Raw genomic sequence first — 26095 nt, 5'->3', positions numbered from 1 at the left:
TAAACGCCATCATTACACAAAATGGCCGGATTTAGATTGCGGCGAGGGGCAATGTCACGCAAAATGGCGCCAAAGTTGCAATCCTCGTCAAAAACAAGCACACTCGTGCTTAAATTTCCCCGATGATGCTTTATTCCCTATCCTTGCTACCTATTTAGTTACTAACAATCGAGACCATGACACAGCCTAATAACTTAGTTGAACAGTACGGACCGCGCGAAACCATGGAGTATGACGTGGTGATCGTCGGCGGTGGCCCCGCAGGCTTGGCCGCGGCGATCCGCCTGAAGCAGCTGGCCGCTGAAAAGAGCCAGGAAGTGTCCGTCTGCGTGCTGGAAAAAGGCGGCGAACTGGGCGCGCATATCCTGTCGGGCGCCATCATGGACCCGAAAGCGTTGACCGAACTGATTCCGAACTGGAAAGAACTGGGCGCGCCCCTGAACACGGAAGTGACGGAAGACCGCATCCTGTTCCTGACCGAAACGAAAGCGTATAAAACGCCGGGCTTCGCCGTGCCGGCCTGCTTTGAAAACCACGGCAACTACATCGTCTCGCTGGGCAATGTGGTGCGCTGGATGGGCCAGCAGGCGGAAAACCTGGGCGTGGAAATCTTCCCGGGCTTCCCTGCCGCGGAAATCCTCTACAACGACGACGGCTCCGTGAAAGGCGTGGCGACCGGCAACATGGGCGTCAAGCGCGATGGCGAACCGGGTCCCGACTTCCAGCTGGGCATGGAATTGCACGCCAAGTACACCCTGTTCGCCGAAGGCGCGCGCGGCCACCTGGGCAAGCAATTGATGGCCAAGTATGACTTGAACGCCGGCAAAGATCCCCAGTCATACGGTATCGGCATCAAGGAATTGTGGGAAATCGACCCGGCCCAGCACAAGCCGGGCCTGGTGATCCACTCGAGCGGCTGGCCGCTGGACACGAAAACCTATGGCGGCTCCTTCCTGTACCACCTGGAAAACAACCAGGTGATGGTCGGCTACGTGGTGGGACTGAACTACGAAAACCCGTATTTGTCCCCATACGAGGAATTCCAGCGCTATAAAACGCATCCGGAAATCCGCAAGTTCTTCGAAGGCGGCAAGCGTATTTCCTACGGCGCGCGCGCGATCGCGGCCGGCGGCCTGCAATCGTTGCCGAAACTGGTGTTTGCCGGCGGCGCGCTGATCGGCTGCGATGCGGGCTTCCTGAACATGAGCCGCATCAAGGGCAGCCACGCGGCCATCAAGAGCGGCATGCTGGCGGCGGACGCGGCCTTCGGCGCGCTGGGCGAACAGCGCCAGCACGACGAACTGACGAGCTACCCTGTCGCCTTTGAACAATCCTGGCTGCATGAAGAGCTGCACGTGGCGCGCAACGTCAAGCCATGGCTGTCGAAGGGCCTGTACCTGGGCAGCCTGATGACGGGCATCGACCAGTTGATCTTCCGCGGCAAGGCGCCATGGACGCTGCACCACTCGCACGGCGACCACGAATGCCTGAAACCGGCCGCCCAGTCGAAAAAGATCGTGTATCCGAAACCCGATGGCAAGCTGACTTTCGACAAGATGTCGTCCGTGTTCATCTCGAACACGAACCACGCGGAAGACCAGCCGATCCACCTGACGTTGAAGAACGCCAGCGTCCCGGTCGACGTCAACCTGGCCACGTATGCGGGTCCGGAAGCGCGTTACTGTCCCGCCGGCGTGTACGAATTCGTGAAAAACGACGACGGCGCCGAACGCCTGCAGATCAATGCACAGAACTGCGTGCACTGTAAAACCTGCGACATCAAGGACCCGACGCAGAACATCGTGTGGGTGACACCGGAAGGCGGCGGCGGGCCGAATTATCCGAATATGTAATTCTCCCGCACACACCGTACCTCCTGTAAAACAGCGCGCGCCTATTGGGTTGCGCGCTTTTTTTTTGCAACGCCACCGTCGAATGTGACAATGCTCCCGGCGTGCCCTCAATAATGGTTCTACAGACCATGTGTTGTGGTGCTCGCCCAGCTGTAACACCGCTTTGCACACAGATACAGATGCCTGCAGGCAACTGGCGTAAGCGAGCCACTGCGCTTGGTGGCCCAGGCACACCAGTGAGCGCATTGAAAGTGCGGCCGAAGGGCACACAGCGGCGACACTGGAGTCCTTGTACATGGCCATGCATATCAGCATGGCTGCTTTTGCAGGCCGGACAGTGCAATCGTTGGCAGACCACGCTTTCGAAAAGCTTATTTTTATAAAAAATCAATATTCCGCTGTACTTGGCATCTATCGCAACAACAAATCTTGCATTACAAAAAAATTCTGTGCGGAAAGTTTCTCCTATGCATTTCTAACAGTTACAATTCCCGCTGACAAACATTTCCGTGTATTCCAGCCCATGACCGCCATTGCTCCGCCCGTAGTGCCATTGGAATCCGAACTACAGCAAGCCATCGCCGAACACCAGGCGGGACGCTATTTACAGGCAGAGGAGCTGTATCTGGCGATCTTGCAGGTACAGCCGTATCATGCCGTTGCCAATCACAATCTGGGCTTGCTTGCGGGTCAGGTGGGGCAATATGCCGCTGGCCTGCCCTATTTGCGCAAAGCACTGTCGGTTGATCCGGAAGAGGGTCAATTCTGGCTATCGTACGCAAATGGTCTGCTGCAGGCGGACCAGCCTGCAGAAGCGCTCGACATCATCGATACTGCCATCGCACGCGGCCTCGACAATGAAACTTCGCAAGCCCTGCGCCAGCGTTCGCTGCAGGCACTGGCTGATGCGGCCTTGGCGCCTTCACAGGAAGAGACGCAGCATATTGTCGATCTGTATCACAGAGGTGATTTTGTACAGATGGAAATGGCTTGCCACCATTTGCTGGAAAAATTCCCCGAATCGTCTTTTGGCTGGAGCGTACTGGGCACTGCCCTGCAAGTGCAGGGAAAAGATGCGCTGTCAGCCCTTCGCAAGACTGTCGAGCTAACACCGCACGATGCCCAGGCACATGGCAATCTGGGCAATGCTTGGCAGGATATCGGCAACATCAGCAACGCCATCGACAGCTATTTGCGTGCACTGGAAATCGATCCGGAATTTGCCGAGGCACACAGCAATCTGGGTAGCGCATTGCAGGCGCAGGGACGCCACCAAGAGGCGGCGGCCAGCTATCAACGTGCGCTGGCCATCCGCCCCGACTACGCCAAAGCTCATTTCAATCTGGCCAATACACTCAAAACCCAGGGCAAGCTGGTCCAGGCGAGCGATAGCTACCGCAGTGCGCTGGCCCTGAGGCCGTACGATACCGAGGCGCATTTTCAACTCGGCGAAATCGCGCATGCACTGGGCCAGTTCGACGAAGCCGCCGCAAGTTTCCGCAGTCAATTGCAGATGACGCCGCAAGATGCCAGGGCCCACGCGGGCCTGGGGGCTGCGCTGCAGGGTGCCGGTCAGGTGGAAGATGCCGTCGCCAGCTACCACCGCGCGGCGCAGCTCGATCCACATCTCGACATGCTGCATCATAATATGGCGCTCGCCCTGCACTCGCTGCAGCAATATGACGCCGCCGTGGACGCTTACCGGCTGGCCCTCGCCGCCCAACCGCATTCCATCGCGCTGCTGACGCGCCTGGGCGACGCCTACCGCGCCCTCGGACAAGCCGATGCGGCTATCGACAGCTACCGCCAGGCACTGGAAATAGACGCTGACAATGGCCCCATCATGCTGTCGCTGGCCAATGTGCTGAAGCACGCCGGACAGCCTGATGATGCATTGGCCGCTTACCGCGATGCGGCCAGCCTGAATCCGCACGATATCGACGTCCATTTCAGCCACGGCGCATGCCTGCAAAGCCTGGGCCGCGCCGAAGAAGCCGTGGCATGCTATTACCGGGCATTGGAGATCGATGCCGACTCCGTCATGACGCTGAACAATCTGGGAGCCGCCCTGCTGGGCCTGCGGCAGGTAGAGGAAGCCATCGCACATCAGCGGCATGCCCTCACGCTCAGTCCCGATTCGGACGTTGCCCATTGCAACCTTGGCGCCTGCCTGCAGGCACTGGGACAATTTGATGAAGCCGAAGCGAGTTACCGCCAGGCCTTGACCCTGACACCAGATTATCTGGTGGTGCATAACAATCTCTGTACCACCCTGCAGCACCTTGGACGGCACGAGGAAGCGCTGCAAGTCTGCCGCCGGATGCAGGAACTCGGTGAAGACGATGCACCGCTGCATTTCAATATAGCCAATTCGCTGCAGGCGCTCAGACAGACAGAAGCGGCCAAAGGCCATTTTCAGGCGGCACTGGAGCGTGATCCCGATTATGCCGAAGCGCATGTCAACCTGGGCAGCTTGCTGCAACTCCAAGGACAGGGCGAACAGGGCATGCAGCACATCCGGCAAGCCTTGCAAGCCAAGGAAGGCCACTATGCGCTGGCACACAGCAATCTGCTGTTTAGCCTGAGCCACAGCAACACGGCGGATGCCGGCACGCTGTTCGCAGAGCACTGCCGTTTTGGCGAATTGCTGGACGCCAGCGCAGGCGACAGTGCCAGCCTGCCCTTTGCGAATACGCCGCAAGCGGAGCGGCGCTTGCGCATAGGCATGGTTTCCGGCGACTTCAACAACCACGCTATCGCCAGCTTCCTTGCTCCCGTGCTCGCATTGCTGACGTGCAATCCGGATCTGGAACTGTACGCCTACTACAACAAGAGCAGCGAAGAAGTGCACACGCACATATTGCGCGGCTACATGGACCACTGGCGCAATGTGACGAGTCTGAGCGACACCGCCATGGAAACACTGATACGTGACGACATCATCGATATCCTGATCGACCTCTCCGGGCATTCTGCAGCCAACCGCTTGCCCGTCTTCGCGCGCAGACCAGCCCCCATCCAGGTCAGTTGGATGGGCTATCCGGGCACCACCGGTCTGCGGACGATGGATTATTTCCTGAGTGACAATAAAATATTGCCGGCGGGCCATTTCGATCACCTGTTCCTGGAAAAAATCGTCCACCTGCCCATCAGCGCACCTTTCATTCCCTATGCGGATGCGCCCGACGTCGGCCCCTTGCCGGCACTGGCCAATGGGCATGTCACTTTTGGGAGCTTCAACCGTGCCAACAAGCTCAATCGCAAGGTAATCGCCCTGTGGTCGCAAGTGCTGCGTGCGCTGCCAAACTCGGTCATGCTGCTCGCCGGCCTCGACGGCGACGAGCGCGATGATTATCTGCGCAACTGGTTTGCCGAAGAAGGCATCGACCATACGCGCCTGCATTTCCACGCACGCACCAACATGGCCGAGTACATGCAATTGCACCAGCAAGTCGATGTCTGCCTGAATACCTTCCCCTACACGGGTACCACGACGCTATGCCATGCGCTGTGGATGGGCGTGCCAACCCTGAGCCTCAGTGGCAGCACCATCCCGACCCGTTCCGCCGCCGCTTATCTTGGCCATGTGGGCCTAGACGCATTCGCGGCGCATGACGAAGCAGATTTCGTCAACAAGGGAATCTTCCTCTCCCGAAACATTGCAGCGCTTGCCCAGCTGCGTTCCACCCTGCGTGAACGCTTCCTACTCTCGCCAGTCGCCCAACCCGCACTGGTAACGCAGGGGCTCGAACGCGCACTGCGCATCATGTGGCGCCGCTGGTGCGCCGAACTCCCCCCCCATCGCCTTTGATGCCATGCATCACGAACAGCAACAGGCCTCAAACAAGGAATCCATGCCATGAGCACGCACGACAGCGAGCGCGAAAAAGACTACCCTGTACTCGACCATGACGAGTACGCGCGCAGCCGGCCAGCCGACGATTTCTGGGGCCAGATCAAGCGCACCGTCAATGGCAAGCCCGTCACTGAAGAACAGATCCAGCTGATCGTCACGACGATCAAGAACAACCTTGGCCTGCAGGAAGGAGAGGTGTTGCTCGACCTGGCCTGTGGCAATGGCGCGCTGTCGACCCGCCTGTTTGATCGCTGCCAGGAATTTGTCGGGGTGGATTTGTCCGGCTATCTGATTTCAGTTGCCCGCCAACACTATGAGATCGCCCCGCGCTACACCTTTCTCGAGCAGAGCGCCGATAGCTATGTACAGTCCGACCCACGGCCCGAGCGATTTTCAAAAGTGCTTTGCTACGGCAGTTTCTCGTACTTTTCAGCAGCCGCGGCACGCACCGTGCTGGAATTGCTATGCCAGCGCTTCAGCCACGTCGACAAGGTCTACATCGGCAACTTGCCAGACCGCGACAAGCTCGACCTGTTCTACAAGGAAAACCGTCCCAGCGAGGCCGAATTGTCCGACCATGCTTCGCGCATCGGTATCTGGCGCAGCAAGCGTGAATTCGAGGCGCTGGCCAAAGCGGCCGGCTGGCGCGCGCAGTTTGTCGCCGCCGATCCACAGTTTTACGCGGCGCACTACCGCTACGACGTCCTCTTGAGCCGCTAACCACGCACCATCCTGCACATGAAAAATACCGTAGCCGATCTGGCACTGTTTGGCGGCAACAGTCTCTTTGCCGTACCCAAATCCACTTCGAACCTGGTGCGCCCCGACATCGAAGGCTTCCTCGCCTACTCGAAGCAATTCTATGCCCAGCGCCAGTACACCAACAATGGGCCGCTGGTCAGGCAACTGGAAAAACGACTGGCCACCTTACACCGGACCGAATACTGCGTCACCTTCTGCAGTGGATTCTGGGCACTTGTGCTGGCCATTTCCAAGCTGGCCCTCCAGGGAAAAAGCGAAATCGTCATGCCGTCGCTGACGTATCGCCGCATGGCCGATATCGCGGCCTGGAACCGGCTGCAGCCGCGTTTCTGCGAGGTCGACCCACACACCCTGGCAATGAGCGCGGCCACTGCAAAGGAATGCATCAACGACAATACCGCGCTGATATTATGCGTGCATCCGATCGTCAATTGCTGCGATAGCGAAGGTGTGGCGGCGCTTGCCCGCGAGCGCCAGATCCCCCTATTGTTCGATGCGGTGGAATCTGTCTATGAGACCCAGGCGGCCGGCAAGGTAGGGCAATTCGGCGACGCTGAAATCTTCTCCTTGCACGCAAGCAAACTGCTCAACGGGTATGAGGGCGGCTACCTGACTACCAACAACCGGCAACTGGCCGAAGATCTGTCGCTGATGCGCGGTTTTGGTTTCAAGCATGCCGACAATATTGCCGTGCCTGGCGGCATGAATGCGAAACTGAACGAAATTCATGCGGCGATGGCCCTGGCCAGCCTCGATGACCTGGAACAGCAAGTCGCGCGCAACCGCGTACGCTATCGCCTGTATCAACGCCTGCTGCAATCGATTCCAGGCATGCAGTTGCTGGAATTTGATGAACACCACGCCACCAGCTACAAGAATATCGTCGTGCGCCTGGACGCCGACTGGCCACTCAGCCGTGCCGATACGCTGCGCATCCTGCATGCCGAAAAGATTGTTGCTCGCCCCTATTACTACCCTGCGCTGCATCAGAAATCCATGGCCTATCCGCATGTCGCCGCCGACTTGCCGGTAACCGATGTCCTGGCCGATCAATTCCTGCTGCTGCCGTGCGGCCACCATGTGGAAGAACACGATATCGAACAGATTGCCGCATTGCTTGCCATGCTGGCGCAGCAGGCGACCGCAATCAAACACCAGCTGGAGGCTGCATGAACATCCCCGCTTTTGCGCTGTTCGGCGCAGCGCCCGCCTTTGAAAGCCCGCTGCCTGTCGGACAACTGTATTTCCCTTCATGGGAGCGCTATGAAAGCGCTTTTCGCGATATCTTCGAACGCCAGTACTACACGAACCAGGGGCCACTGACGGCCCAGCTGGAAGCCAGGCTGCAAGACTTCCTGGGGGTACGCCACGTCATTTGCGTCAGCAACGCCACCATCGGGCTGATGATGGCGGCCGAGGCCATGCAGTTGCGCGGCAAGGTAATTTTGCCCGCGTTCACCTTTGTGGCGTCGGCGCAATCGCTGAGCTGGACCGGTCTTGAACCGGTCTTCTGCGATGCGGATGCAAGCACGGGCCAGATTGACCTGGCACAAATCGAGGCCCTGATCGACGACGAGGTCAGCGCCATCATGGGCGTCAACCTGTGGGGCGGCGCCTGTGATCCATTGGCCCTCGAAGCGCTGGCGCGCAAACACGGCCTGCAGCTCTACTTCGACTCGGCGCACGCTTTCGGCTGCGCACTGGGCGACCGCAAGATCGGAAATTTCGGCCAGCTGGAAGTGTTTTCCTTCCATGCCACCAAGATCCTCAGCGCCAGCGAAGGCGGCTGCATCAGCACGAATGACGACGAACTGGCCGCGCGCCTGCGCAATATTCGTAGCAGCTATGGCGCCGGGCACACCGTGCCCGTGGTCAAAACCTCGAACGGGCGCATGTCCGAGGCACAGGCAGCCATTGCATTGATGAGCCTGGAAGACTTTCCCGCCAACCAGCAAAACAATGCCGCGCAATTCCAGGCATACGCGGATGGCTTGCGCGACATTCCGGGCATTACCCTGACGCAACCGGGCGGCGTGAGCTTTTCCAATTATCAATACCTTGTATGCAGCATCGATAGCGAACGGTTTGGCCTGACGCGCGACCGCCTCATGGAATTGCTGAAGGCAGAAAACGTGCTGGCGCGCCGCTATTTCTACCCTGGCATTCACCGCTGCATCCCCTATGCGGAGCAATTCCCCGCCTACCAGTCGCGCCTGCCACAAACGGACACGCTATGTGCCAGCAGCATGCAATTGCCCATAGGTGCACTGCTGACGCTGGAAGATATCGCGCGCATCTGCGAGCTGCTGGCGCGCGCGCAACAAGACGCCACCGCCATCGAACAGCATGCACGGGCGTGACATGGCGGAAAAAGTCACGCTTGGCATCATGCAGCCATACTTTTTCCCCTACCTCGGTTACTTCGACCTGATCAACCGTTGCGACCGCTGGATCGTTTTCGATGTCGTATCCTATGCGCCGAAGAGTTGGATGAACAGAAACCGCATCCTGCATCCGACACAAGGGTGGCAATATGTCAGCGTGCCGGTCGACCGGCATGCCGGTGCCGGCCTGATCAGCGACGTGACGCTGCTCGATCCGCAGGCGGCACATGACAAGATCCAGGGCCAGATCGTGCATTACCGTGCGGCAGGCGCCCCTGGCTATGCAGCGGTCAGCTCAATGATCAGCGAAACTTTTGCTGGCGCCCCCAGCGGCCTGCTGCGCGACCTGAACGTCGCCTCGCTGGCGGCCATCTGCGCCTGCCTGGATATGCCATTTGAATATGATAATTTATCTGATCTGAACCTGACCTTGCCTGAAATACCGCACGCCGGTGCCTGGGCGCTGGAAATTGCCCATGCGCTTGGTGCGCAGGCCTACCTCAATCCGCCCGGCGGCAGGGAGATATTTCGGCCAGCCGAATGGCAAGAGCGCGGCATCGAACTGGACTTTACCAGCCTGGTGTCGTTCACCTACCCCACCCGGCGCTATGAATTTGTCGAGCACTTGTCCATCCTCGACGTACTGATGTGGAACCCGCCTGGCGTGGTGAAAGCCTACCTGGACAGCCGCAAGTTTTCTCCGCTGGCACAGGTACCATCATCGCTGCGCGCATAAAGAAATGAAAAAATTTCTCTAAAGCATTTAATAAGTGTCGGCGCTTAGTCGTCTTGTACTTGGGAGAGCACAGGGAACCGTTGCTCCAGAATGTATCCACCACCTTAGGAGCTACACCATGCTGAGCCTTCACACGAACAACGCTGCACTGTCGGCACAAAATTCGATCGCCAAAACCCAATCGCAACTGTCGACTTCGATGACCCGCCTGAGCACCGGCTACCGCATCAACTCGGCAATGGACGACGCTGCCGGCCTGCAAATCGCAACCCGTCTGAAAGCCCAAACCAGCGGTATGACCGTTGCCATGAGCAACACCCAAAACAGCACCTCGATGCTGCAAACGGCCGAAGGCGCGTTCAACGAAGTGACCAACATGCTGGTCCGCATGAAAGACCTGGCCACCCAGGCAGCCGACGCGTCGTCGAACACCGACGACAAGGAAGCCATGCAAGCCGAGTTCGACGCCCTGGGCAAAGAACTGTACAACGTCATGACCAAGACCACCTTCGGCGGCAGCAGCCTGCTGGTAGGCGGTACGCTGGCATCGAGCATGACGTTCCAGATCGGCGCCAGCGCCGGCGAAACGATGGCCCTGGACGTTTCGGCCAAAATGACGACCTTGGGCACCAACCTGGCCGCCGCCGTTAAAACCTACGCCAGCGCGCCACCTTCGACCCTGGGTACCGAAATCGGCACCGGCACGACCGCCAACACCAGCATCACCGCGCTGTCGACCCTGATCGACAACGTCGGCGAAATCCGTTCGGCACTGGGCGCCGCCGCCAACCGTCTGGACCACGTCAACAACAACCTGTCGAACATCTCGACCAACACCAAGGCCGCTACCGGCCGCATCATGGACGTCGACTTCGCCACCGAAAGCTCGAACATGACGTCGTCGCAAATGCTGCTGCAAGCCGGCACCGCGATGCTGAAACAAAGCAACAGCATGTCCTCGATGGTCATGTCCTTGCTGCAATAATCTTTGCCTGGCCGCTTGCGGCCAGCGAGACAAAGCCAGGCTGCTGCCTGGCTTTTTTCATGTCTGCCGCCCCGGTTTTGCCCACCTATATCGCTGCGCGCATAAAGAAATGAAAAAATTTCTCCAAAGCATTTAATAAATTCTTCCGCTTAGTCGTCTTGTACTTGGGAGAGCACAAGAAACCGTTGCTCCAGAATGTATCCACCCCCTTAGGAGCTACACCATGCTGAGCCTTCACACGAACAACGCTGCACTGTCGGCACAAAATTCGATCGCTAAAACCCAATCGCAACTGTCGACTTCGATGACCCGCCTGAGCACCGGCTACCGCATCAACTCGGCAATGGATGACGCTGCCGGCCTGCAAATCGCAACCCGCCTGAAAGCGCAAACCAGCGGCATGACCGTTGCCATGAGCAACACCCAAAACAGCACCTCGATGCTGCAAACGGCCGAAGGCGCGTTCAACGAAGTGACCAACATGCTGGTCCGCATGAAAGACCTGGCCACCCAGGCAGCCGATGCGTCGTCGAACACCGATGACAAGGACGCCATGCAAGCCGAGTTCGATGCCCTGGGCAAAGAACTGTACAACGTCATGACCAAGACCACGTTCGGCGGCAGCGACCTGCTGACCGGCGGCACCCTGGCTGCCAAAATGACGTTCCAGATCGGCGCCAGCGCCGGTGAAACGATGGATCTGGACGTATCGACCAAAATGAGCGCGCTGGCAAGCGCACTGGGTACCGCCATCGGCACCTACAAAGCATCCGCTCCAGCAGCAGCCGGTGCAGAAATCGCTACCGGCACGGCCGCTAACGGCGCCATCACGGCACTGTCGAATCTGATCGACAACGTCGGCGAAATCCGTTCGGCACTGGGCGCCGCCGCCAACCGTCTGGACCACGTCAACAACAACCTGTCGAACATCTCGACCAACACCAAGGCCGCTACCGGCCGCATCATGGACGTCGACTTCGCCACCGAAAGCTCGAACATGACGTCGTCGCAAATGCTGCTGCAAGCCGGCACCGCGATGCTGAAACAAAGCAACAGCATGTCCTCGATGGTCATGTCCTTGCTGCAATAATCTTTGCCTGGCCGTCCGCGGCCAGCAACGCCAAGCCAGACTGCGGTCTGGCTTTTTTTATGTGCGAAACGTATTGATTTGACTATATTGCCTTTCGATTTAACAATGCTGGTGCCGCAGTCGCCTATACAAGGTAGACCCGATTCACCCTCACCGCCCACCGGAGCCGCCACGTGCTGAGCATTCACACCAATATCGCCGCGATGTACGCCCAAAGCGCCGCCGCCAGCGCGCAAAGCCGTCTGTCGACGTCGATGATGCGCCTCTCCACCGGCTTTCGCATCAACTCGGCCATGGACGACGCCGCGGGCCTGCAGATCGCCACGCGGCTCAGCGCCCAGGTCAGCGGCATGACGGTGGCCATGCGCAATACGCAGAACAGCACCTCGATGCTGCAGACGGCCGAAGGCGCGTTTGGCGAAGTCACCGACATGCTGGTACGCATGAAGGACCTGGCCACGCAGGCGGCCGACGCCTCCTCCAACCAGACCGACCGCGACGCCATGCAGTCCGAGTACGATGCGCTGGGGCTCGAGCTGTACAACGTCATGACAAAAACTTCCTATGGCGGCAGCCTGCTGCTGGGCAACGGTGGTGCCGGCAAGGGCGCCCTGTCGGAGGCGATGACCTTCCAGATCGGCGCCAGCAGCGGCGAAACCATGGGGCTCGACGTGTCGGGCAAGATGGGCAGCCTGGACACGATCTTGAAAGCCATTTCCGCCAACTTTGCCGCCACCGGCACGGCCGGCAGCGAGATCGGCACGAATGGGAGCGCCAACAGCATGATCGACCAGCTGGCGGCGGCGCTCGACCAGGTCGGCGGCGTGCGCTCTGCCCTGGGTGCGGCGGCCAACCGCCTCGACCACGTGCACAACAACCTGGCCAACATGGTCACCAACACCAAGGCCGCCATCGGCCGCATCATGGATGTCGATTACGCGGCGGAAAGTGCCAACATGACGTCGGCGCAAATGTTGCTGCAGGCCAGCACGGCGATGCTCAAGCAAAGCCAGAGCATGCAGAAAATGATACTGTCGCTGTTGCAGCCATGATGGCTGATACCGCCTGATTCACCGGCTTTTATAGACTTTCATCTGGACACAGTGGCATGGCGATAGACCGCATTTCATCGGGCAACCCGGTTCCCCTGATTACCCAGCGCTTCGACGTCAGCCCCGCTACGCCGATGGTGCCGGGCGTGGTCCAGCCGCTGGTGCCCATCGGTCCCTACATGGCGCCCGCCCCCGATGCCGGCACCCTGCCCGCCCAGCTGCACCAGAAGGGGCAGGACAGCCTGGCGTCCCTCATCAAGCCCAATGCCGACGGCACGGGCGGCGCCATGCCGCGCGACAGCAGCGCCATGCAGGTCAATCAGCTGTTCTTCACGCGCCAGCTGGTCTGGCAGCCGCCCGATGCGGCGCAGCTGGCCGCCTCGTGGCGCGTGATGGTCAAGACCTATGGCGAGCAATACGCGGCGCTGCAGGAGCAGGCGCGCGGCCAGCACGTGCCGGGCAATCTGTTCATGGCCGAGCAGCAACCGGCCCTGCTGCGCGAAGGCGCCCGTCCGCCGTTGACGGTCGACAGCGAAGCGTGGCGCTTTGCCGTGTATGGCTGGGGCGGCCAGCGCCTGCTGCTGCGCGTGTTGGCCAGCGACGAAGACGAAGAAGCAACACCGAGGCGGCGCGGCAAGGTGGCGCTGCGCGTCGAGCTGATCATCATCGGCATCGGCCGGGTCGTGATCCAGATGGAACCGTCCGGCGACGGCGTGCTGCTGGAACTGGCTGCCGACGAGGAGGCGGCATTGCGCCATTTGCGCCTGGCCCTGCCCGAGATCGCCGACGCCGTACGGCGCACCGGCCTGCGCGTGGTGCGCTGCCGCCTGAACCGCCAGTTGCATGCGCAGCGCGTGCACGGCAATTACCCGATGCAGGCGGGCGCCGCGTCGCTGTCGCTGGCCCTGTTCCGCGCCATGGCCGAAGTGGCCCTGCTGCTGACGCGGCCGGAAGCGGAAGCGGCAGCCGATCCCGAGGCGCCGGCAGAGGCGCCCGCGGCCGAGCCGGAGGAAGAAATCATCGTCTCGAAGGAAGTGGCGGCGCCGCTCGGTTACGACTATGGCGACGACGAAGACACGGCGCAAGCCAGCAGCGTGCTGCTGCTGGCCGATGGCCAGGAACACGAGCTACTGCCACCCATCGACGAGCAGGATTGATGCAACAAAATTGATACAGCATAAAAAACGGCGCCCGAAGCGCCGTTTTTGTTACTCCATCGATTACCCCACCGTGCCGATGATGCTCACTTCGCGGTTTTCCGGGATCTCGTTATACGACAGTACGTGCAGGCCCGGCGCGAACAGGCGCGCGTAGCGGGCCAGCAGCGGACGGATCTGCGGCAGCACCAGCAGCAGCGGCGGCGTGGCCTGCTGCTTCATCTGTTCGCGCGCCACGGGCATGTTCACTTGCAGCTGCGACAGCAGATGCGGGTCGATCGGATAGTTATCGAGGGTCACCTTGCCGGACTGGCGCGCCTGGTTCAACGAACCGAGCAGCATGTTTTCCAGCTCGCCGCCCAGGTTAAACGCCTGCATTTCCATCTTCTGGCCGAACAGGCCGCTGACGATCTGGCGCCGCAGCGCACAGCGCACCTCGGCCGCCAGCAGGATCGGATCCTTGGTGGTTTCCGAACTGTCGAGCAAGGTGGTGGCGATGGGCACGATATCCTTCAGCGACACATTTTCCGCCAGCAAGACGCGGAACACGCGCAGCAGCTGCGTGTGCGTCAGCGCCTTGTCCAGCGCGCCGGCGAGCTTGGGCGACAGGGCCGTCAGTCGCTCCATCATGTTCGAGACATCTTCGTGGCGGAACAGTTCCGGCAAGTATTCGCGCACCATCTTCGACAAGTGCGTGGCGATCACGCTGGGCGCCTCGATGACCTGGTAACCGAGGCCCAGCGCATGCGCCTTCTCGCTCGGCTCAATCCACGTCACGGGCATGCCGTAGGCCGGCTCGATGCCGGGAATGCCGTCCAGCTGGCCATACACGTTCGGCGACGGGATCGCCATCAGGCGGTCGGCCTGCACTTCCGCCTGCGCCACCACGGTGCCCGACAGGACGATCGCATATTGCGACGGCTTCAGGGCCAGGTCGTCGCGCACGCCGATATTCGGCAGCAGCAAGCCCATCGCCTCGGACAGGCTCTGGCGCACGCCCTTGACGCGCTTGTTCAATGGCTCGCCTTGCGTTTTATCCACCATGCCGACCAGTTTATAGCCGAGCATCACCATCAAGGGCTGCACGGCAGGCAGTTGCTGCCACTCCAGTTCGGCCGGGCGCTCGTCGCGCAAGGCCGCCTCGATGGCCGCCATGCCGGCCGCATCGGGTCCCTTCACGCGCTTGGTCAATCGCCAGGCGACAAACGCCAGCACGCCGGCAAAGGTCATGAACATGAACCATGGCATGCCTGGAATCAGGGCCAGCGCCACCATCATGCCGGCCGCGCTGTAGATCACCGTTGGCGAGGTCAGCACCTGGCCTGCCACTTGCTGTTCGAAGTCGCCCGAATCGCTGATGCGGGTGACCAGGATGGCGGCCGCGGCCGACAGCAGCAGCGCCGGAATCTGCGCCACCAGGCCATCACCGATGGTCAGCAGTGCGTATTGACGGAAGGCATCGCCGAACGACAGGTCGTGCATCAGCGAGCCGATGGCCACGCCGCCGACCATATTGATGATCAAAATCAGGATACTGGCGACGGCGTCGCCCCGCACGAACTTCGACGCGCCGTCCATGGCGCCGTAGAAATCCGCTTCGGCGGCCACGTCCTTGCGGCGGATCTGGGCTTTTTCCTGATTGATCAGGCCGGCGTTCAGGTCGGCGTCAATGGCCATCTGCTTGCCCGGCAAGGCGTCCAGGGTAAAGCGCGCCGACACCTCGGATATACGCTCGGCGCCCTTGGTGACGACGGCGAAGTTGATGATCATCAAGATCACGAAGACCACGATACCGACGACGAAGTTGCCGCCGATCACCACGTTACCAAACGCCTCGATCACCTTACCAGCCGCATCCGCACCCGTATGGCCGTGCAACAGCACCACGCGCGTGGACGCCACGTTCAGGGTCAGCCTGAGCATGGTGGTGGCCAGGATCACCGTCGGGAAGACGGAGAAATCGAGCGGCCGCTTGGCCGACACGCTGACGAGGATGACGATCAGTGCCAGCACGATATTGAAAGTGAACAAGATATCGAGCAGCACCGGCGGCAGCGGCAGGATGATCATTGCCAGGATCACCAGCAGGAACAGCGGCGTGGCGAACTTGTGGCGGCGCATTTCAGCAACCACGCGGTTCAGGAAATTCATGAAGGGACTACCTCGCTCAGATGAGATGGCACGGCCATCTCGGTGGGTAATACGGGCTGGGCGGCACGCTGCCCGGACCGGAATGCTTTCAATTGCAGGATGTAGTTCAGCACCTGCGACACGGCCTGGTACAGCTGCACGGGAATCTGCTGCTGCACCTGGCTGGTGTTGTAGATGGCGCGCGCCAGCGGCGGCAACTCCAGCGTTTCAATATTGTGTTCCTTCGCCACTTGCCGGATATACAGCGCCATCTCGTCGACGCCCTTGGCAACGACGAACGGCGCCTCGGCGCGGTCGTGGTCATACTTCAGTGCGACGGCGTAATGCTCGGGGTTGACGATCACCACGTCGGCGTCGGGCACGGTCTTGCGCACGCTGCGCCGGCCGATCTGCTGCTGCAGCTGGCGGATGCGCTGGCGCACTTCGGGCCGCCCTTCGCTGCTTTTATGCTCTTCCTTGACATCCTGCTTGCTCATGCGCTGGTTGCGGGCAAAGAAAAACGCCTGCGCCGGCACGTCGATGATGGCAAACAGGACGAAGACGGAAATGAGCGCCATCAGCCCGTCGAGCATCAGCGCCGAGCCGTCGAGCATGGCCTGCTGCAGGGGCCGGTGTTGCAAGTCCACGTATTGCACCAGGCTGGAGCGGCTCACATGCACCAGCACCATGCCCAGTACGGCGGCCTTGGCGATCGACAAGCCGAATTCAAAAGCATGCTTGGGCGCAAACAGACGGCCCAGATTCTTGGCCGGGCTCAGGCGCTCCATCTTCGGCATCCAGTTCTTCGAGCTGATGACCCAGCCGCCGGGGATCAATGAGCCGAGCACGACGAACAGGGGCACGCAGAACAGCGGCACGATCATCTTGATCAGCAAGCCCACCGACGTCGTAAACGCCATCGACATGGCATTTTCCAGCGCGCCCTTGCTGTCGAGCGGCATGAAGGCCATGGCGAACAGCTCGCGAAAGCTCACCAGATAGCCTGGCAGCAGGTAAATGAAAACCTTCATGCTGATCAGGATGCCCAGCGCCGTCGACAGGTCGCGCGAACGCACCACCTGCCCTTCCTGGCGCGACTTCTTCAGCTTTTGCTGTGACGCCTTTTCGGTTTTATCGCCCGTGCTGCTATCCGCCATGGGCCACCCCTTTCCGCACGTGCCCTACAAGCGTAGCGAGCAAGTTCAATGCCGGGTTGAGTAGCGCAGCTGTACGGAGGTACAGCGAGCAACGGATGCCCGGAAGTGGACTGCGCAGTAGCTTGTTGGTACGTGCGCTATCCATGGGCCACCCGCATCTGTTCGGCGATCATATCGAGCACCCGGTTCGTCATGGCGATGTAGTGCTCCGGGATAAAGCGCACGATCTGCCCCACCATCAGCAGGCCGAACACGGTGATCATGGAAAAGCCCAGCGAAAACAGGTTCAGCGACGGCGCCACGCGGTTCAGGAAGCCGAAACCCAGTTGCACCACCATGGTGGAAAAGACGATGGGCAAGGCCAGCAGCATGGCGGCGGCGAAAATCCACGCCACGTTGTATGCCACCGTCTGCAGCAGCAGCGGCCCGTAGCCCTGCCCCACGGGCCAGGCCTTGAAACTGGCGCCGATCACGCCCGTCAGCACGAGGTGGCCGTCGATGGCGAAAAACACGATCATGCACATGATGGTGAGCATCCCCGTGATCACGTCCGACGAGGTGCCGTTGAGCGGGTCGTTCATGACGGCCATGGAAAAGCCAACCTGGCTCGACACCAGGTAGCCGAGCACCGACATGACGGACATGGCGAAGTGGAAGGCCAGGCCCAGGACGAAGCCGATGATGGCCTGCTCCAGGGTGGCGACGAGGGCGTGCAGCGAAAACGGATCAATCTTCAGCAAGTCCTGCGACACGCCCGAGGCCTGCATCACGGGCAGCATCAGGATCGCCAGCACCAGCGACAGCAGCACCCGCACGGGCACGGGCACCATGGCGTCGCCGATCACGGGCGAGGCGCTGAGCATGGCCAGGATGCGGCAGAACGGCCACCACACGGCCAGCAGAAACGGCAGCACCTGATTGAAAATCTGATCCATGGCGCGCGGCGCTATCCGACCAGGGTGGCGGCGCGCTGAAAGATGGACACGCAATAATCCATCAGATAACCGGCCATCCAGCGTCCGGCCAGGATCAGGGCCAGCAGGGTGACCAGCAGGCGCGGCAGGAAACTCATAGTCTGTTCATTGATCGAGGTGGCCGCCTGCACCAGCGCGACCAGCAGGCCCATGAGCAAACCGGGCACGACCAGGATCACCACCAGCAGCATGACGACATGCAATGCTTCGATGATCAGGTCGACGGCGACTTCAGGGGTAAACATCGGTCAATAGCCCTGTATGCTGGTAACTAGGGTGTTGACGGTCAGGGTCCAGCCGTCGACGAGCACGAACAGCAGCAGCTTGAACGGCAGCGAAATGACGAGCGGCGAGAGCATCATCATGCCCATGGCCATCAGCACGGACGCCACCACCAGATCGATGATGAGGAACGGTATGAACAGCATGCAGCCGATCTGGAACGCCGTCTTGAGTTCGGACAGCACGAACGCGGCCAGCTTGACCGTGAAACTATGATCTTGCGGGCGCATGCTTGCCGGTTCGCCTGCCAGGTGCGCGATCTGCGCCAGCGCCGCCTTGCTCGTCTGCGCCAGCATGAAGCGCGAAATCGGCACTTCGGCGATCTTCAGGGCTTCCTGCATGCCGATCTGGTCGCGGTCGTACGGCACGAACGCTTCCTTCCACACCTGGTCGCCGATGGGGCGCATGACCAGCAAGGTGAGGATCAGGGCGATGCCGGTGACGATGCGGTTGGGCAAGCCCTGCTGCAGGCCCAGGGCCTGGCGCAGCAGGGACAGCACGATGACGAAGCGGGTAAAGCTGGTCATCATCATGACCATCACGGGCAGCAGCCCGAGCAGGGTCATGACGACGAGGATCTGCATCTTGACCGACAGGTCGGTCTTCGCGCCCGGCACCACGCCGGCCAATAAATCCTGCGCGCCAGCGGTGGCGCAGCACAGCATCAGGACGGGAACAGCCAGCGCGGCAGCCAGCGCGCCGCGGCGCCGGCTCAAACCGGGTACCGCCAGCTTCATGCTGTCATCAGGTCGAGATTGAGGCCGTCGAGGTCGATGACTTTCAGGCCATAGTTCTCGCCGGCCACCACCACTTCGGCACGGCCGATCGGCGTGCCGTTGACCTTGATCACCAGCGGTTCGCCGGCCAGCATGTCGAGTTCGATCACGCTTTCCGGGCCGATGGCCATCAACTCTTCCAGCGAGATGCGGGCCGAGCCCACTTCCAGGGTCAGGGTGACGGGAATCTTGCGCATCATCTGCGGAATGTCGCGCCGCGCACGGCCGCTGGCCACGTCGGACACATCGCCCTGCTCGATGATCATGTCATCGCCCAGGTCTTCCAGCAGGGTTTCGCTCTGGTTGGTATCGGTCATATTCATATTATTCGACATCTTCAAAGGAGGTTAAACAGAGCTTGCCCTTGTGTTCGGAAACAGCAGCTGTAAATAAACGGGAGTCGTCGAGCATGACGTCGGTACGGCTGAGGCTGACGGGAATCACGTCGCCCACGCGCAGGTCGAACAAGGCGCCCAGTTGCACCTGTTTGCTGACGAGCCGGCCTTCCAGGGTCACTTGCAGGCGCGACGCGAGCGGGCGTACGCTGCCGCGCAGGGCTTTCTTCGCTTGCGCGCGCTCGGGCAGCAAGCCGCGCAGCACGTCGGCCATCAGGCGCTTGTCCAGCGAGAACCAGAACTGGCCGCTCTGCCCCGCCTCGACGTCGCTGAGCGCCACGGTGACGATCCAGCTGCCGCGCACCGGATGCACGCCCGACTGCACGGCGACCTCGGCACTGGTGTCGATGTCGCTGCTTTTGCCTAGGGTTTGCAGATTCTTGTGGACGCGGGAAATCAAACTGTTGACCAACTGTTGTCCCAGCACCACAGCGAGGCGCTCTTCCGTGGCCGTCACGCGCACCTGCGCCGGATCGGGCAACGCGCCCTTGGCGCCGGCACTACCATAGCGATAGTTCAGCACGCTCAAGAGTATCTGCCGCTCGAGGGCAAAGCCCGTCTGGCTGGCCGGCGTGGAAAAACTCAGCCAGCGGTTCACGCTGTCCTCGTTTTCCACGCGCGACAAGGTGACGGCGTCGATCTGGAAATTGCCCCAGTAGCGACGGCTCATCGGCTGGCGCAGGGCCACGGCCAGGTCGTCGCGCAGCTGGGCGCCGAATACATGCAGCAAATGGACAGGACGTCCAAGCAGACAGGAATCGAGGACTTGATGGCGCACAGTTTGATCTGTCTTGGTAAGGATTGTCATGTAGTGGTCATGTCGGTATTGCGGTGGCAGAACAAATTATACGGATCGCCCGAAATTAAATACAGCATCATCTTGACCCAGGGTACTGGTCCGCAAGCAAACGATTGCGCATCGTATCGCATGCTAGATGACTACGGTGCTGAACAATACATGAAAAAGCTAAATATTGCCATGTATCAATATTCCTTGAGGCAATCCTCTCTTTACTTTATAGTTGCCGCGAGGTAAGCTTATAGCGAGAAAATAGTGATTTGCAGTGCGCCATTCCGCTTACCTGATTCCGGTTTTTATGGCAGTTTTCAGTTTCCTTATTGCCACCAGAAGAAACTTTTATCAGATAATTATTAGTTGTCATGGCCATGTAAATCATATCGGCGCGGGTCTGCCGGGTTTGTTTGAATCTGCTTGAGCGGATGGTGTGGCAACTGATAAAACTGATGGGCCCTGTCATTCGGGCCGGGCGCGATGGCATTCAATGAAATGCCTGCCGGAATGGCAACACCAGTAATTTCTGATTGATACGTCACCGCATATTGAAAGTAGAGGGCACGATGAGCAACGAACTCGCAGGTCTGATCAAGGCCGATCTGGCAGCACTGAGCAACGACGCGCGCGCCCTGGGCGCCAGCATCGCGCCTGCCGCCCAATTCGGCGCCCCGGAACAATCGGGCTTCTCCTTCGCGCAAAGCATGAAAGACGCCATTGGCAAGGTCAACGGCGACGACCGCATGGCGGCGCAGAAAATGAGCGACGTCGACAGCGGCAAGAGCGACGACATGGTCGGCGCCATGCTGGCCAGCCAGGAAGCGAGCCTGTCCTTCTCCATGTTGATGCAAGTGCGCAACAAGGTCATGGGCGCCGTCGACGAACTCATCAAACTGCCTCTGTAATCTTCACGCCCTGAACCACGCCCAGCCTCCCAGCGAAAGTTATCCCAAGTGATTACCCCCATGAAGTCCGCATTTGCGCGCTGGCGCCTTGGCGCCCAGCCCGCCATCCCGCCCGCCCTGCTGAAAAACCTGGTTCCCATCGTCGTGCTGGCCATCGGCATCACCGCCATGGTGACCATGTATGCCTGGCGCGACCAGGCCAACTACAAGCCGGTGTTTGGCGCGCGCGAAAAAGTGGCCGTGACGGACATGATGGCCACCCTGGACGCCGAGCACATCCCCTACCGTTTGCATCCGGACAGCGGCCAGGTGCTGGTGCCCGACGCCATGCTGGGCAAGGTGCGCATGCTGCTCGCCTCGAAAGGCGTGACGGCGCAGCTGCCGGCCGGCCTGGAACTGATGGACAAGAACGACCCGCTGGGCGTGTCGCAATTCGTGCAGGACGTGCGCTTCCGCCGCGGCCTGGAAGGCGAACTGGCGCAAAGCATCATGACGATGGACGCGATCGCTTCGGCGCGCGTCCATCTGTCGATTGCGAAATCGACGTCGTTTGTCGCCAGCGACGGCGACAAATCGTCCGCCTCGATCGTCGTGGCGCTGAAACCGGGCCGCACCCTGGCGCCGGAACAGATCGCCGCCGTCATCAACATGGTGGCCGGCAGCGTCGCCAGCCTGGCGCCCACGCGCGTGAGCCTGGTCGACCAGGGCGGCAACCTGCTGTCCGCGCACGTCGACCTGACGGACGGCTTCGACGCCTCGGCCGCCGGCAATGAAGGCGCGAAACGTTTTCAGGATGAAATCCGCCGCAACGTCACGGGCTTGCTCGGTCCCGTCATCGGCGAAGACAACTTCAAGCTCAGCGTGACGGCCGCCGTGAACAACGACCGCGTGGACGAAACCCTGGAAAAATACGGCGAAGCCCCGAAAGTGACGAGCGAAGCCATGCGCGAAGAGCAGGAACGCAACCGCACCGTGGCCGGCATTCCCGGCAGCCTGTCGAACCGTCCGCCAGCGGCCGCCGTGCCGGCACCGGCAGACGCCGCCGGCGCCGCGCCTGCCGATGGCGCACCGAAGCCGTCCGACGACGGCACGGCCCGCAAGAACGCCACCACGCGCCAGTACGCCTACGACCGCAGCATCACGCAGATCAAGCGCAGCCGCGGCCGCCTGGAAAAACTCAGCGTCGCCGTGGTCCTCAACAGCGCCGCCGCACCGAATCCGAAAACCGGCTGGACCCCTGCCGAACTGGGCAATATCGAAAAAATGCTGAGCAGCGGCCTGGGCATCAATGCCCAGCGCGGCGACAGCCTGAGCCTGACGGCGCTGGCCTTCCCGGCCAAGCCGCCCGTGGCGCAGTGGTGGGAAGAGCGCGACACCGTCGTCGATTTCAGCAGCTGGCTGTTGTACGCGCTGGGCGCCATCCTTGGCTACTTCCTGATCCTGCGTCCGCTGCTGCGCCTGCTGACCACGCGCCTGGCGCCGCCAGCGCTCAAGCAGATCGATCCCGCCATGGCCCTGGCCGGCAGCAGCGCCGCTGGCGCGAATGGCGCGGCCGTTGCCGGCGCGCCAGCCCTGGGCGTGAATGGCAGCCCGCTGGCGCTCGAAGGCGAGTCCGCCGGCGGCAACATGCCGGTCGTGCCGCTGCTGGAAAACTATGACTTGCCGCCACCAGGCTCGGCGGTCGACGTGATGGTCGACCACCTGAAAGTGCTGGCTGAAAAAGAACCCGAGCGTGTCGCCGAAGTCGTCAAACAATGGATGCAGAAAAATGGCCGAACTCAACAACAATAATCCCTCCGACGGCGCCGAGTACGAAAGTGCCAGCCTGAATCCCGTGGAACAGGCGGCCATCGTGCTGCTGAGCATCGGCGAAGAACAGGCCGCCAACGTGCTGCGCTGCCTGTCGCGCGAAGAATTGCTGGAAGTCACGCAAGTGATGTCGCGCATGAGCGGCATCAAGGTCGAATCCGTGAAAACGGCCATGCAGACCTTCTTCGACGACTACCGCCAGCAAAGCGGCGTGCATGGCGCCTCGCGCAGCTACCTGAAGCGCTCGCTGGACATGGCGCTGGGCAGCGATATCGCGAACAGCGTGCTGAACAACATTTACGGCGACGCGATCCGCCCGAAAATGGCGCGCCTGCAGTGGGCCTCGCCAAAATGGCTGGCCGAATACATCGTCAATGAACACGTGCAGATGCAGGCCGTGTTCCTGGCATTTTTGCCGCCCGCGCTGGCTGGCCAGATCCTCGACGCCCTGCCCGTCGAAGGCCGCGACCTGGTCTTGCTGAACCTGGCGCGCCTGGACGAGATCGACCGCGACCTGCTGGTCGAGCTCGACGAACTGGTAGGCCGCTGCCTGGGCACGCTCGACACGCAAAGCACCAGCGTGGAGGGCATCCGCCAGGCGGCAGAGATTCTCAACCGCATGCCGGGCAACCGCGCCGCGCTGGTCGAACTGCTGCGCGCGCACGATCCGGACGTCGTTTCCGAAATCGAACTGAGCATGTACGACTTCCTGATCCTGGCCACGCAGAGCGATGTCACGCTCACGCGCATCCTGGAAGACGTGCCGATGGAACAGTGGGCGATTGCACTGAAGGGCGCGGAACCGTCGATCCGCGACGCCGTGCTGAAAACCATGCCGCGCCGCCAGGCACAGAGCTTCGAAGACATGATGCGCCGTTCCGGCCCCGTGCCGCTGTCGCGCATCGAACAGACGCGCCAGGAAATCATGGCCACCGTCAAGGGCCTCGCCGATGCAGGCGAGATCGAAGTACAACTGTTTGCCGAAGCGGTGATCGAATGAAACACTTCCGCTCGTATCGCTTCCCTCCCCTGTCGCAATTCATCGCCGCTGGCCAGCGTGCCTCCAACGAGGACACGGATGGCCAGTGGCAGGCGTCCGTCTCGGAAGGCTTCGAGCAGGGCCAGCGCGACGGCTACGAAGTGGGCCTGGTGCAAGGCCAGCAGGACGGCTACGACACCGGACGCAACGACGGCATGGCGCAGGGCCGCGAAGAAGGCCGCAATGAAACCCTGGTGGCGCTGGACCGCCTGGCGCGCCCCGTCGACGCGATTTTGCGCGACCTGAAAAAAGTGCGCGCCGATTACCGTGAAGCGCAGCGCAAGGAAGTGGTCGACCTGGTGGCCAAGGTGGCGCGCCAGGTGATCCGCGCGGAACTGGCGCTGCAGCCCGTGCAATTGCTGGCTCTGGTCGACGAGACCCTGGCCTCGATGCCGCCCACGCGCGAGGAAATCGACGTCTTCCTCAATCCCGAAGAACTCAAACGCATCAGCGAACTCGATCCGAAGCGCGCCAAGCGCTGGAACCTGATCGCCGACGCGCGCCTCGACGCGGGCGAATGCCGCATCAAGGCGGGCGACAATGAAGTCGACGCGGGCTGCCATCAACGCCTGTCGGCCTGCATGGAACAAGTCAGCAGCCACCTGGCGCTGGCCGCCGAACACGCGGACCAGGGCGCGCCTGCATGATCGCCGACACGCTGCGCAGTTTCGAGATCGGCGATATCCCGGTCGCGACACCGACCGGCCGCCTGGTTGGCGCGTCCGGCCTGCTGCTGGAAAGCGCCGGCTGCCGGCTGCACACGGGCCAGCGTTGTCAAATTGAAACTGTGAGCGGCGAATGGCTCGACGCGCAAGTCGTCGGCTTTCGCGAAAAACTGTCCTACCTGATGCCGTTCAAGAAAGCCACCGGCCTGACCACCGGCGCGCGCGTACTGCCCCTGCCCGACAAGGCCAGCCTGCAGATCGGTCCGTCGTGGCTGGGCCGCATGGTCAATGGCCTGGGCGAGCCGATCGACGACCTGGGCCGCCTCGGTGGCGAACACACGCTGGAAGTCACGCCGCCAAAAATCAATCCCCTGAAGAAACAACCGGTGGTCGAGCCGCTGGATGTGGGCGTGCGCGCCATCAACAGCATGCTGACCCTGGGCAAGGGCCAGCGCGTGGGCCTGATGGCCGGTTCCGGCGTCGGCAAGAGCGTACTGCTGGGCCTGATCACGCGCCAGACGGTGGCCGATGTCGTCGTCGTCGGCCTGATCGGCGAACGGGGACGCGAAGTGCGCGAATTCGTGGAAAAGTCGCTCGGCGCCGAAGGCTTGAAAAAGGCCGTGCTGGTGATCGCGCCGGCCGATGAATCGCCCTTGATGCGCATCATGGCCACCGAACTGTGCCATTCCATTGCCGCCCATTACCGCGACCAGGGCAAGCACGTGCTGCTGCTGGTCGATTCGCTGACGCGCTATGCGATGGCCTTGCGCGAAGTGGCGCTGGCCTTGGGCGAGCCGCCGGCCACGCGCGGCTATCCGCCGTCCGTCTTTTCAAACTTGCCGCAACTGGTGGAAAGCGCCGGCAATGGCGCCCATCCGGAAGGCAGCATGAGCGCCATCTACACGGTGCTGGCCGAAGGCGACGACCAGCAGGACCCTGTGGTCGACACGGCGCGCGCGATTCTCGACGGCCACATCGTGCTCACGCGCGAACTGGCCGAGCGGGGCCACTACCCCGCCATCGACATCGCCGCCTCGATCAGCCGCTGCATGGCGCAGGTGATCACGCCGCCCCATATGCAGGCGGCGCGCGCGCTGAAAGCGTCGATGGCGCGCCATGCGCGCGTGCGCGACCTGATCCCGCTGGGCGCCTACGTGCCCGGCGCCGACCCGATCACCGACCGCGCCGTCCAGTTGCACGCGCCCATCGAAGCCTTCCTGTGCCAGGGCACCAAGGAAGAGGCGCCGATGGGGCCGTGCATCGAACAACTTGAACAGATCATGGCCTAGGAGCAT

Annotated in this window: 22 protein-coding genes; 15 read left to right on the top strand and 7 right to left on the bottom strand. The window is 61.3% G+C overall.

The window, feature by feature from the left end:
• The first annotated feature begins 176 nt into the window (after window positions 1-176).
• The 10 genes from P9875_RS13620 (at window position 177) to P9875_RS13570 (ending at window position 13875) form a co-directional block, all read left to right on the top strand.
• Entirely contained in the window at window positions 177-1853 is a 1677-nt protein-coding gene (locus P9875_RS13620; RefSeq protein ID WP_174718100.1) for an electron transfer flavoprotein-ubiquinone oxidoreductase, read from the top strand.
• A 295-nt stretch (window positions 1854-2148) separates the two neighbouring features.
• A complete protein-coding gene (locus P9875_RS13610; protein WP_341353826.1) occupies window positions 2149-5664 on the top strand; it encodes a tetratricopeptide repeat protein in 3516 nt (1171 codons plus the stop codon).
• A gap of 48 nt (window positions 5665-5712) precedes the next feature.
• Window positions 5713-6429 (top strand): class I SAM-dependent methyltransferase, encoded by a 717-nt coding sequence (locus P9875_RS13605; protein WP_278318683.1) that lies wholly within the window; start codon window positions 5713-5715, stop codon window positions 6427-6429.
• 96 nt (window positions 6430-6525) lie between these two features.
• Entirely contained in the window at window positions 6526-7644 is a 1119-nt protein-coding gene (locus tag P9875_RS13600; RefSeq protein WP_278318682.1) for an aminotransferase class I/II-fold pyridoxal phosphate-dependent enzyme, read from the top strand.
• Window positions 7641-8831: an aminotransferase class I/II-fold pyridoxal phosphate-dependent enzyme gene (locus P9875_RS13595; RefSeq protein WP_278318681.1), complete on the top strand. Its 1191-nt coding sequence runs from the start codon at window positions 7641-7643 to the stop codon at window positions 8829-8831. Before P9875_RS13600 ends, P9875_RS13595 begins: the two co-directional genes overlap by 4 nt.
• Before the next feature lies 1 nt (window position 8832).
• On the top strand, window positions 8833-9591 hold the full coding sequence (locus tag P9875_RS13590; protein ID WP_278318680.1) for a WbqC family protein: 759 nt from the start codon (window positions 8833-8835) through the stop codon (window positions 9589-9591).
• A 118-nt stretch (window positions 9592-9709) separates the two neighbouring features.
• On the top strand, window positions 9710-10576 hold the full coding sequence (locus tag P9875_RS13585) for a flagellin (RefSeq protein ID WP_278318679.1): 867 nt from the start codon (window positions 9710-9712) through the stop codon (window positions 10574-10576).
• Between the two features lie 223 nt (window positions 10577-10799).
• The gene (locus P9875_RS13580; RefSeq protein ID WP_278318678.1) at window positions 10800-11666 is read left to right on the top strand and encodes a flagellin; all 867 of its coding nucleotides are present in this window, start codon (window positions 10800-10802) and stop codon (window positions 11664-11666) included.
• Between the two features lie 173 nt (window positions 11667-11839).
• Entirely contained in the window at window positions 11840-12718 is an 879-nt protein-coding gene (locus P9875_RS13575) for a flagellin (protein WP_278318677.1), read from the top strand.
• A gap of 56 nt (window positions 12719-12774) precedes the next feature.
• Window positions 12775-13875 carry a hypothetical protein gene (locus P9875_RS13570; protein WP_278318676.1) on the top strand — a complete coding sequence of 367 codons (1101 nt, stop codon included), beginning with the start codon at window positions 12775-12777 and terminating at the stop codon, window positions 13873-13875.
• Window positions 13876-13938: 63 nt separating this feature from the next.
• Here P9875_RS13570 and P9875_RS13565 read toward each other — a convergent pair whose 3' ends face one another.
• From P9875_RS13565 to P9875_RS13535, 7 genes are all read right to left on the bottom strand, one after another.
• Window positions 13939-16026, bottom strand: a complete 2088-nt coding sequence (locus tag P9875_RS13565) for a flagellar biosynthesis protein FlhA (RefSeq protein ID WP_035818030.1) — start codon at window positions 16024-16026, stop codon at window positions 13939-13941.
• Window positions 16023-17162: an EscU/YscU/HrcU family type III secretion system export apparatus switch protein gene (locus P9875_RS13560; RefSeq protein ID WP_278318675.1), complete on the bottom strand. Its 1140-nt coding sequence runs from the start codon at window positions 17160-17162 to the stop codon at window positions 16023-16025. Before P9875_RS13560 ends, P9875_RS13565 begins: the two co-directional genes overlap by 4 nt.
• 137 nt (window positions 17163-17299) lie before the next feature.
• Window positions 17300-18097 (bottom strand): flagellar biosynthetic protein FliR, encoded by a 798-nt coding sequence (locus P9875_RS13555; protein ID WP_035818025.1) that lies wholly within the window; start codon window positions 18095-18097, stop codon window positions 17300-17302.
• Between the two features lie 11 nt (window positions 18098-18108).
• On the bottom strand, window positions 18109-18381 hold the full coding sequence (locus P9875_RS13550) for a flagellar biosynthetic protein FliQ (protein WP_034757874.1): 273 nt from the start codon (window positions 18379-18381) through the stop codon (window positions 18109-18111).
• A 3-nt stretch (window positions 18382-18384) separates the two neighbouring features.
• A complete protein-coding gene (fliP, locus tag P9875_RS13545) occupies window positions 18385-19155 on the bottom strand; it encodes a flagellar type III secretion system pore protein FliP (RefSeq protein WP_035818023.1) in 771 nt (256 codons plus the stop codon).
• On the bottom strand, window positions 19152-19517 hold the full coding sequence (locus tag P9875_RS13540; RefSeq protein WP_035818022.1) for a FliM/FliN family flagellar motor switch protein: 366 nt from the start codon (window positions 19515-19517) through the stop codon (window positions 19152-19154). Before P9875_RS13540 ends, fliP begins: the two co-directional genes overlap by 4 nt.
• Window position 19518: 1 nt before the next feature.
• Window positions 19519-20367 (bottom strand): FliM/FliN family flagellar motor switch protein, encoded by an 849-nt coding sequence (locus P9875_RS13535; RefSeq protein ID WP_278318674.1) that lies wholly within the window; start codon window positions 20365-20367, stop codon window positions 19519-19521.
• Between the two features lie 581 nt (window positions 20368-20948).
• Between P9875_RS13535 and P9875_RS13530 the strand changes: the two genes are divergently transcribed.
• From P9875_RS13530 to fliI, 5 genes are read left to right on the top strand one after another with little or no spacing between them, the layout of a single operon-like run.
• The gene (locus tag P9875_RS13530; RefSeq protein WP_034787870.1) at window positions 20949-21287 is read left to right on the top strand and encodes a flagellar hook-basal body complex protein FliE; all 339 of its coding nucleotides are present in this window, start codon (window positions 20949-20951) and stop codon (window positions 21285-21287) included.
• A gap of 60 nt (window positions 21288-21347) precedes the next feature.
• Entirely contained in the window at window positions 21348-23078 is a 1731-nt protein-coding gene (gene fliF / locus P9875_RS13525) for a flagellar basal-body MS-ring/collar protein FliF (RefSeq protein ID WP_035818016.1), read from the top strand.
• Window positions 23056-24096 carry a flagellar motor switch protein FliG gene (locus P9875_RS13520; RefSeq protein ID WP_176388762.1) on the top strand — a complete coding sequence of 347 codons (1041 nt, stop codon included), beginning with the start codon at window positions 23056-23058 and terminating at the stop codon, window positions 24094-24096. Before fliF ends, P9875_RS13520 begins: the two co-directional genes overlap by 23 nt.
• Window positions 24093-24782 carry a flagellar assembly protein FliH gene (gene fliH, locus P9875_RS13515; protein ID WP_034787861.1) on the top strand — a complete coding sequence of 230 codons (690 nt, stop codon included), beginning with the start codon at window positions 24093-24095 and terminating at the stop codon, window positions 24780-24782. Before P9875_RS13520 ends, fliH begins: the two co-directional genes overlap by 4 nt.
• The gene (fliI, locus tag P9875_RS13510; protein ID WP_278318673.1) at window positions 24779-26089 is read left to right on the top strand and encodes a flagellar protein export ATPase FliI; all 1311 of its coding nucleotides are present in this window, start codon (window positions 24779-24781) and stop codon (window positions 26087-26089) included. Before fliH ends, fliI begins: the two co-directional genes overlap by 4 nt.
• Window positions 26090-26095: the final 6 nt, after the last annotated feature.

It is taken from the genome of Janthinobacterium rivuli (assembly GCF_029690045.1).
Lineage (GTDB): Bacteria > Pseudomonadota > Gammaproteobacteria > Burkholderiales > Burkholderiaceae_D > Janthinobacterium > Janthinobacterium rivuli.
The sequence above is the reverse complement of the archived record's forward strand: the minus strand, read 5'-3'. Positions and strand labels throughout refer to the sequence as shown.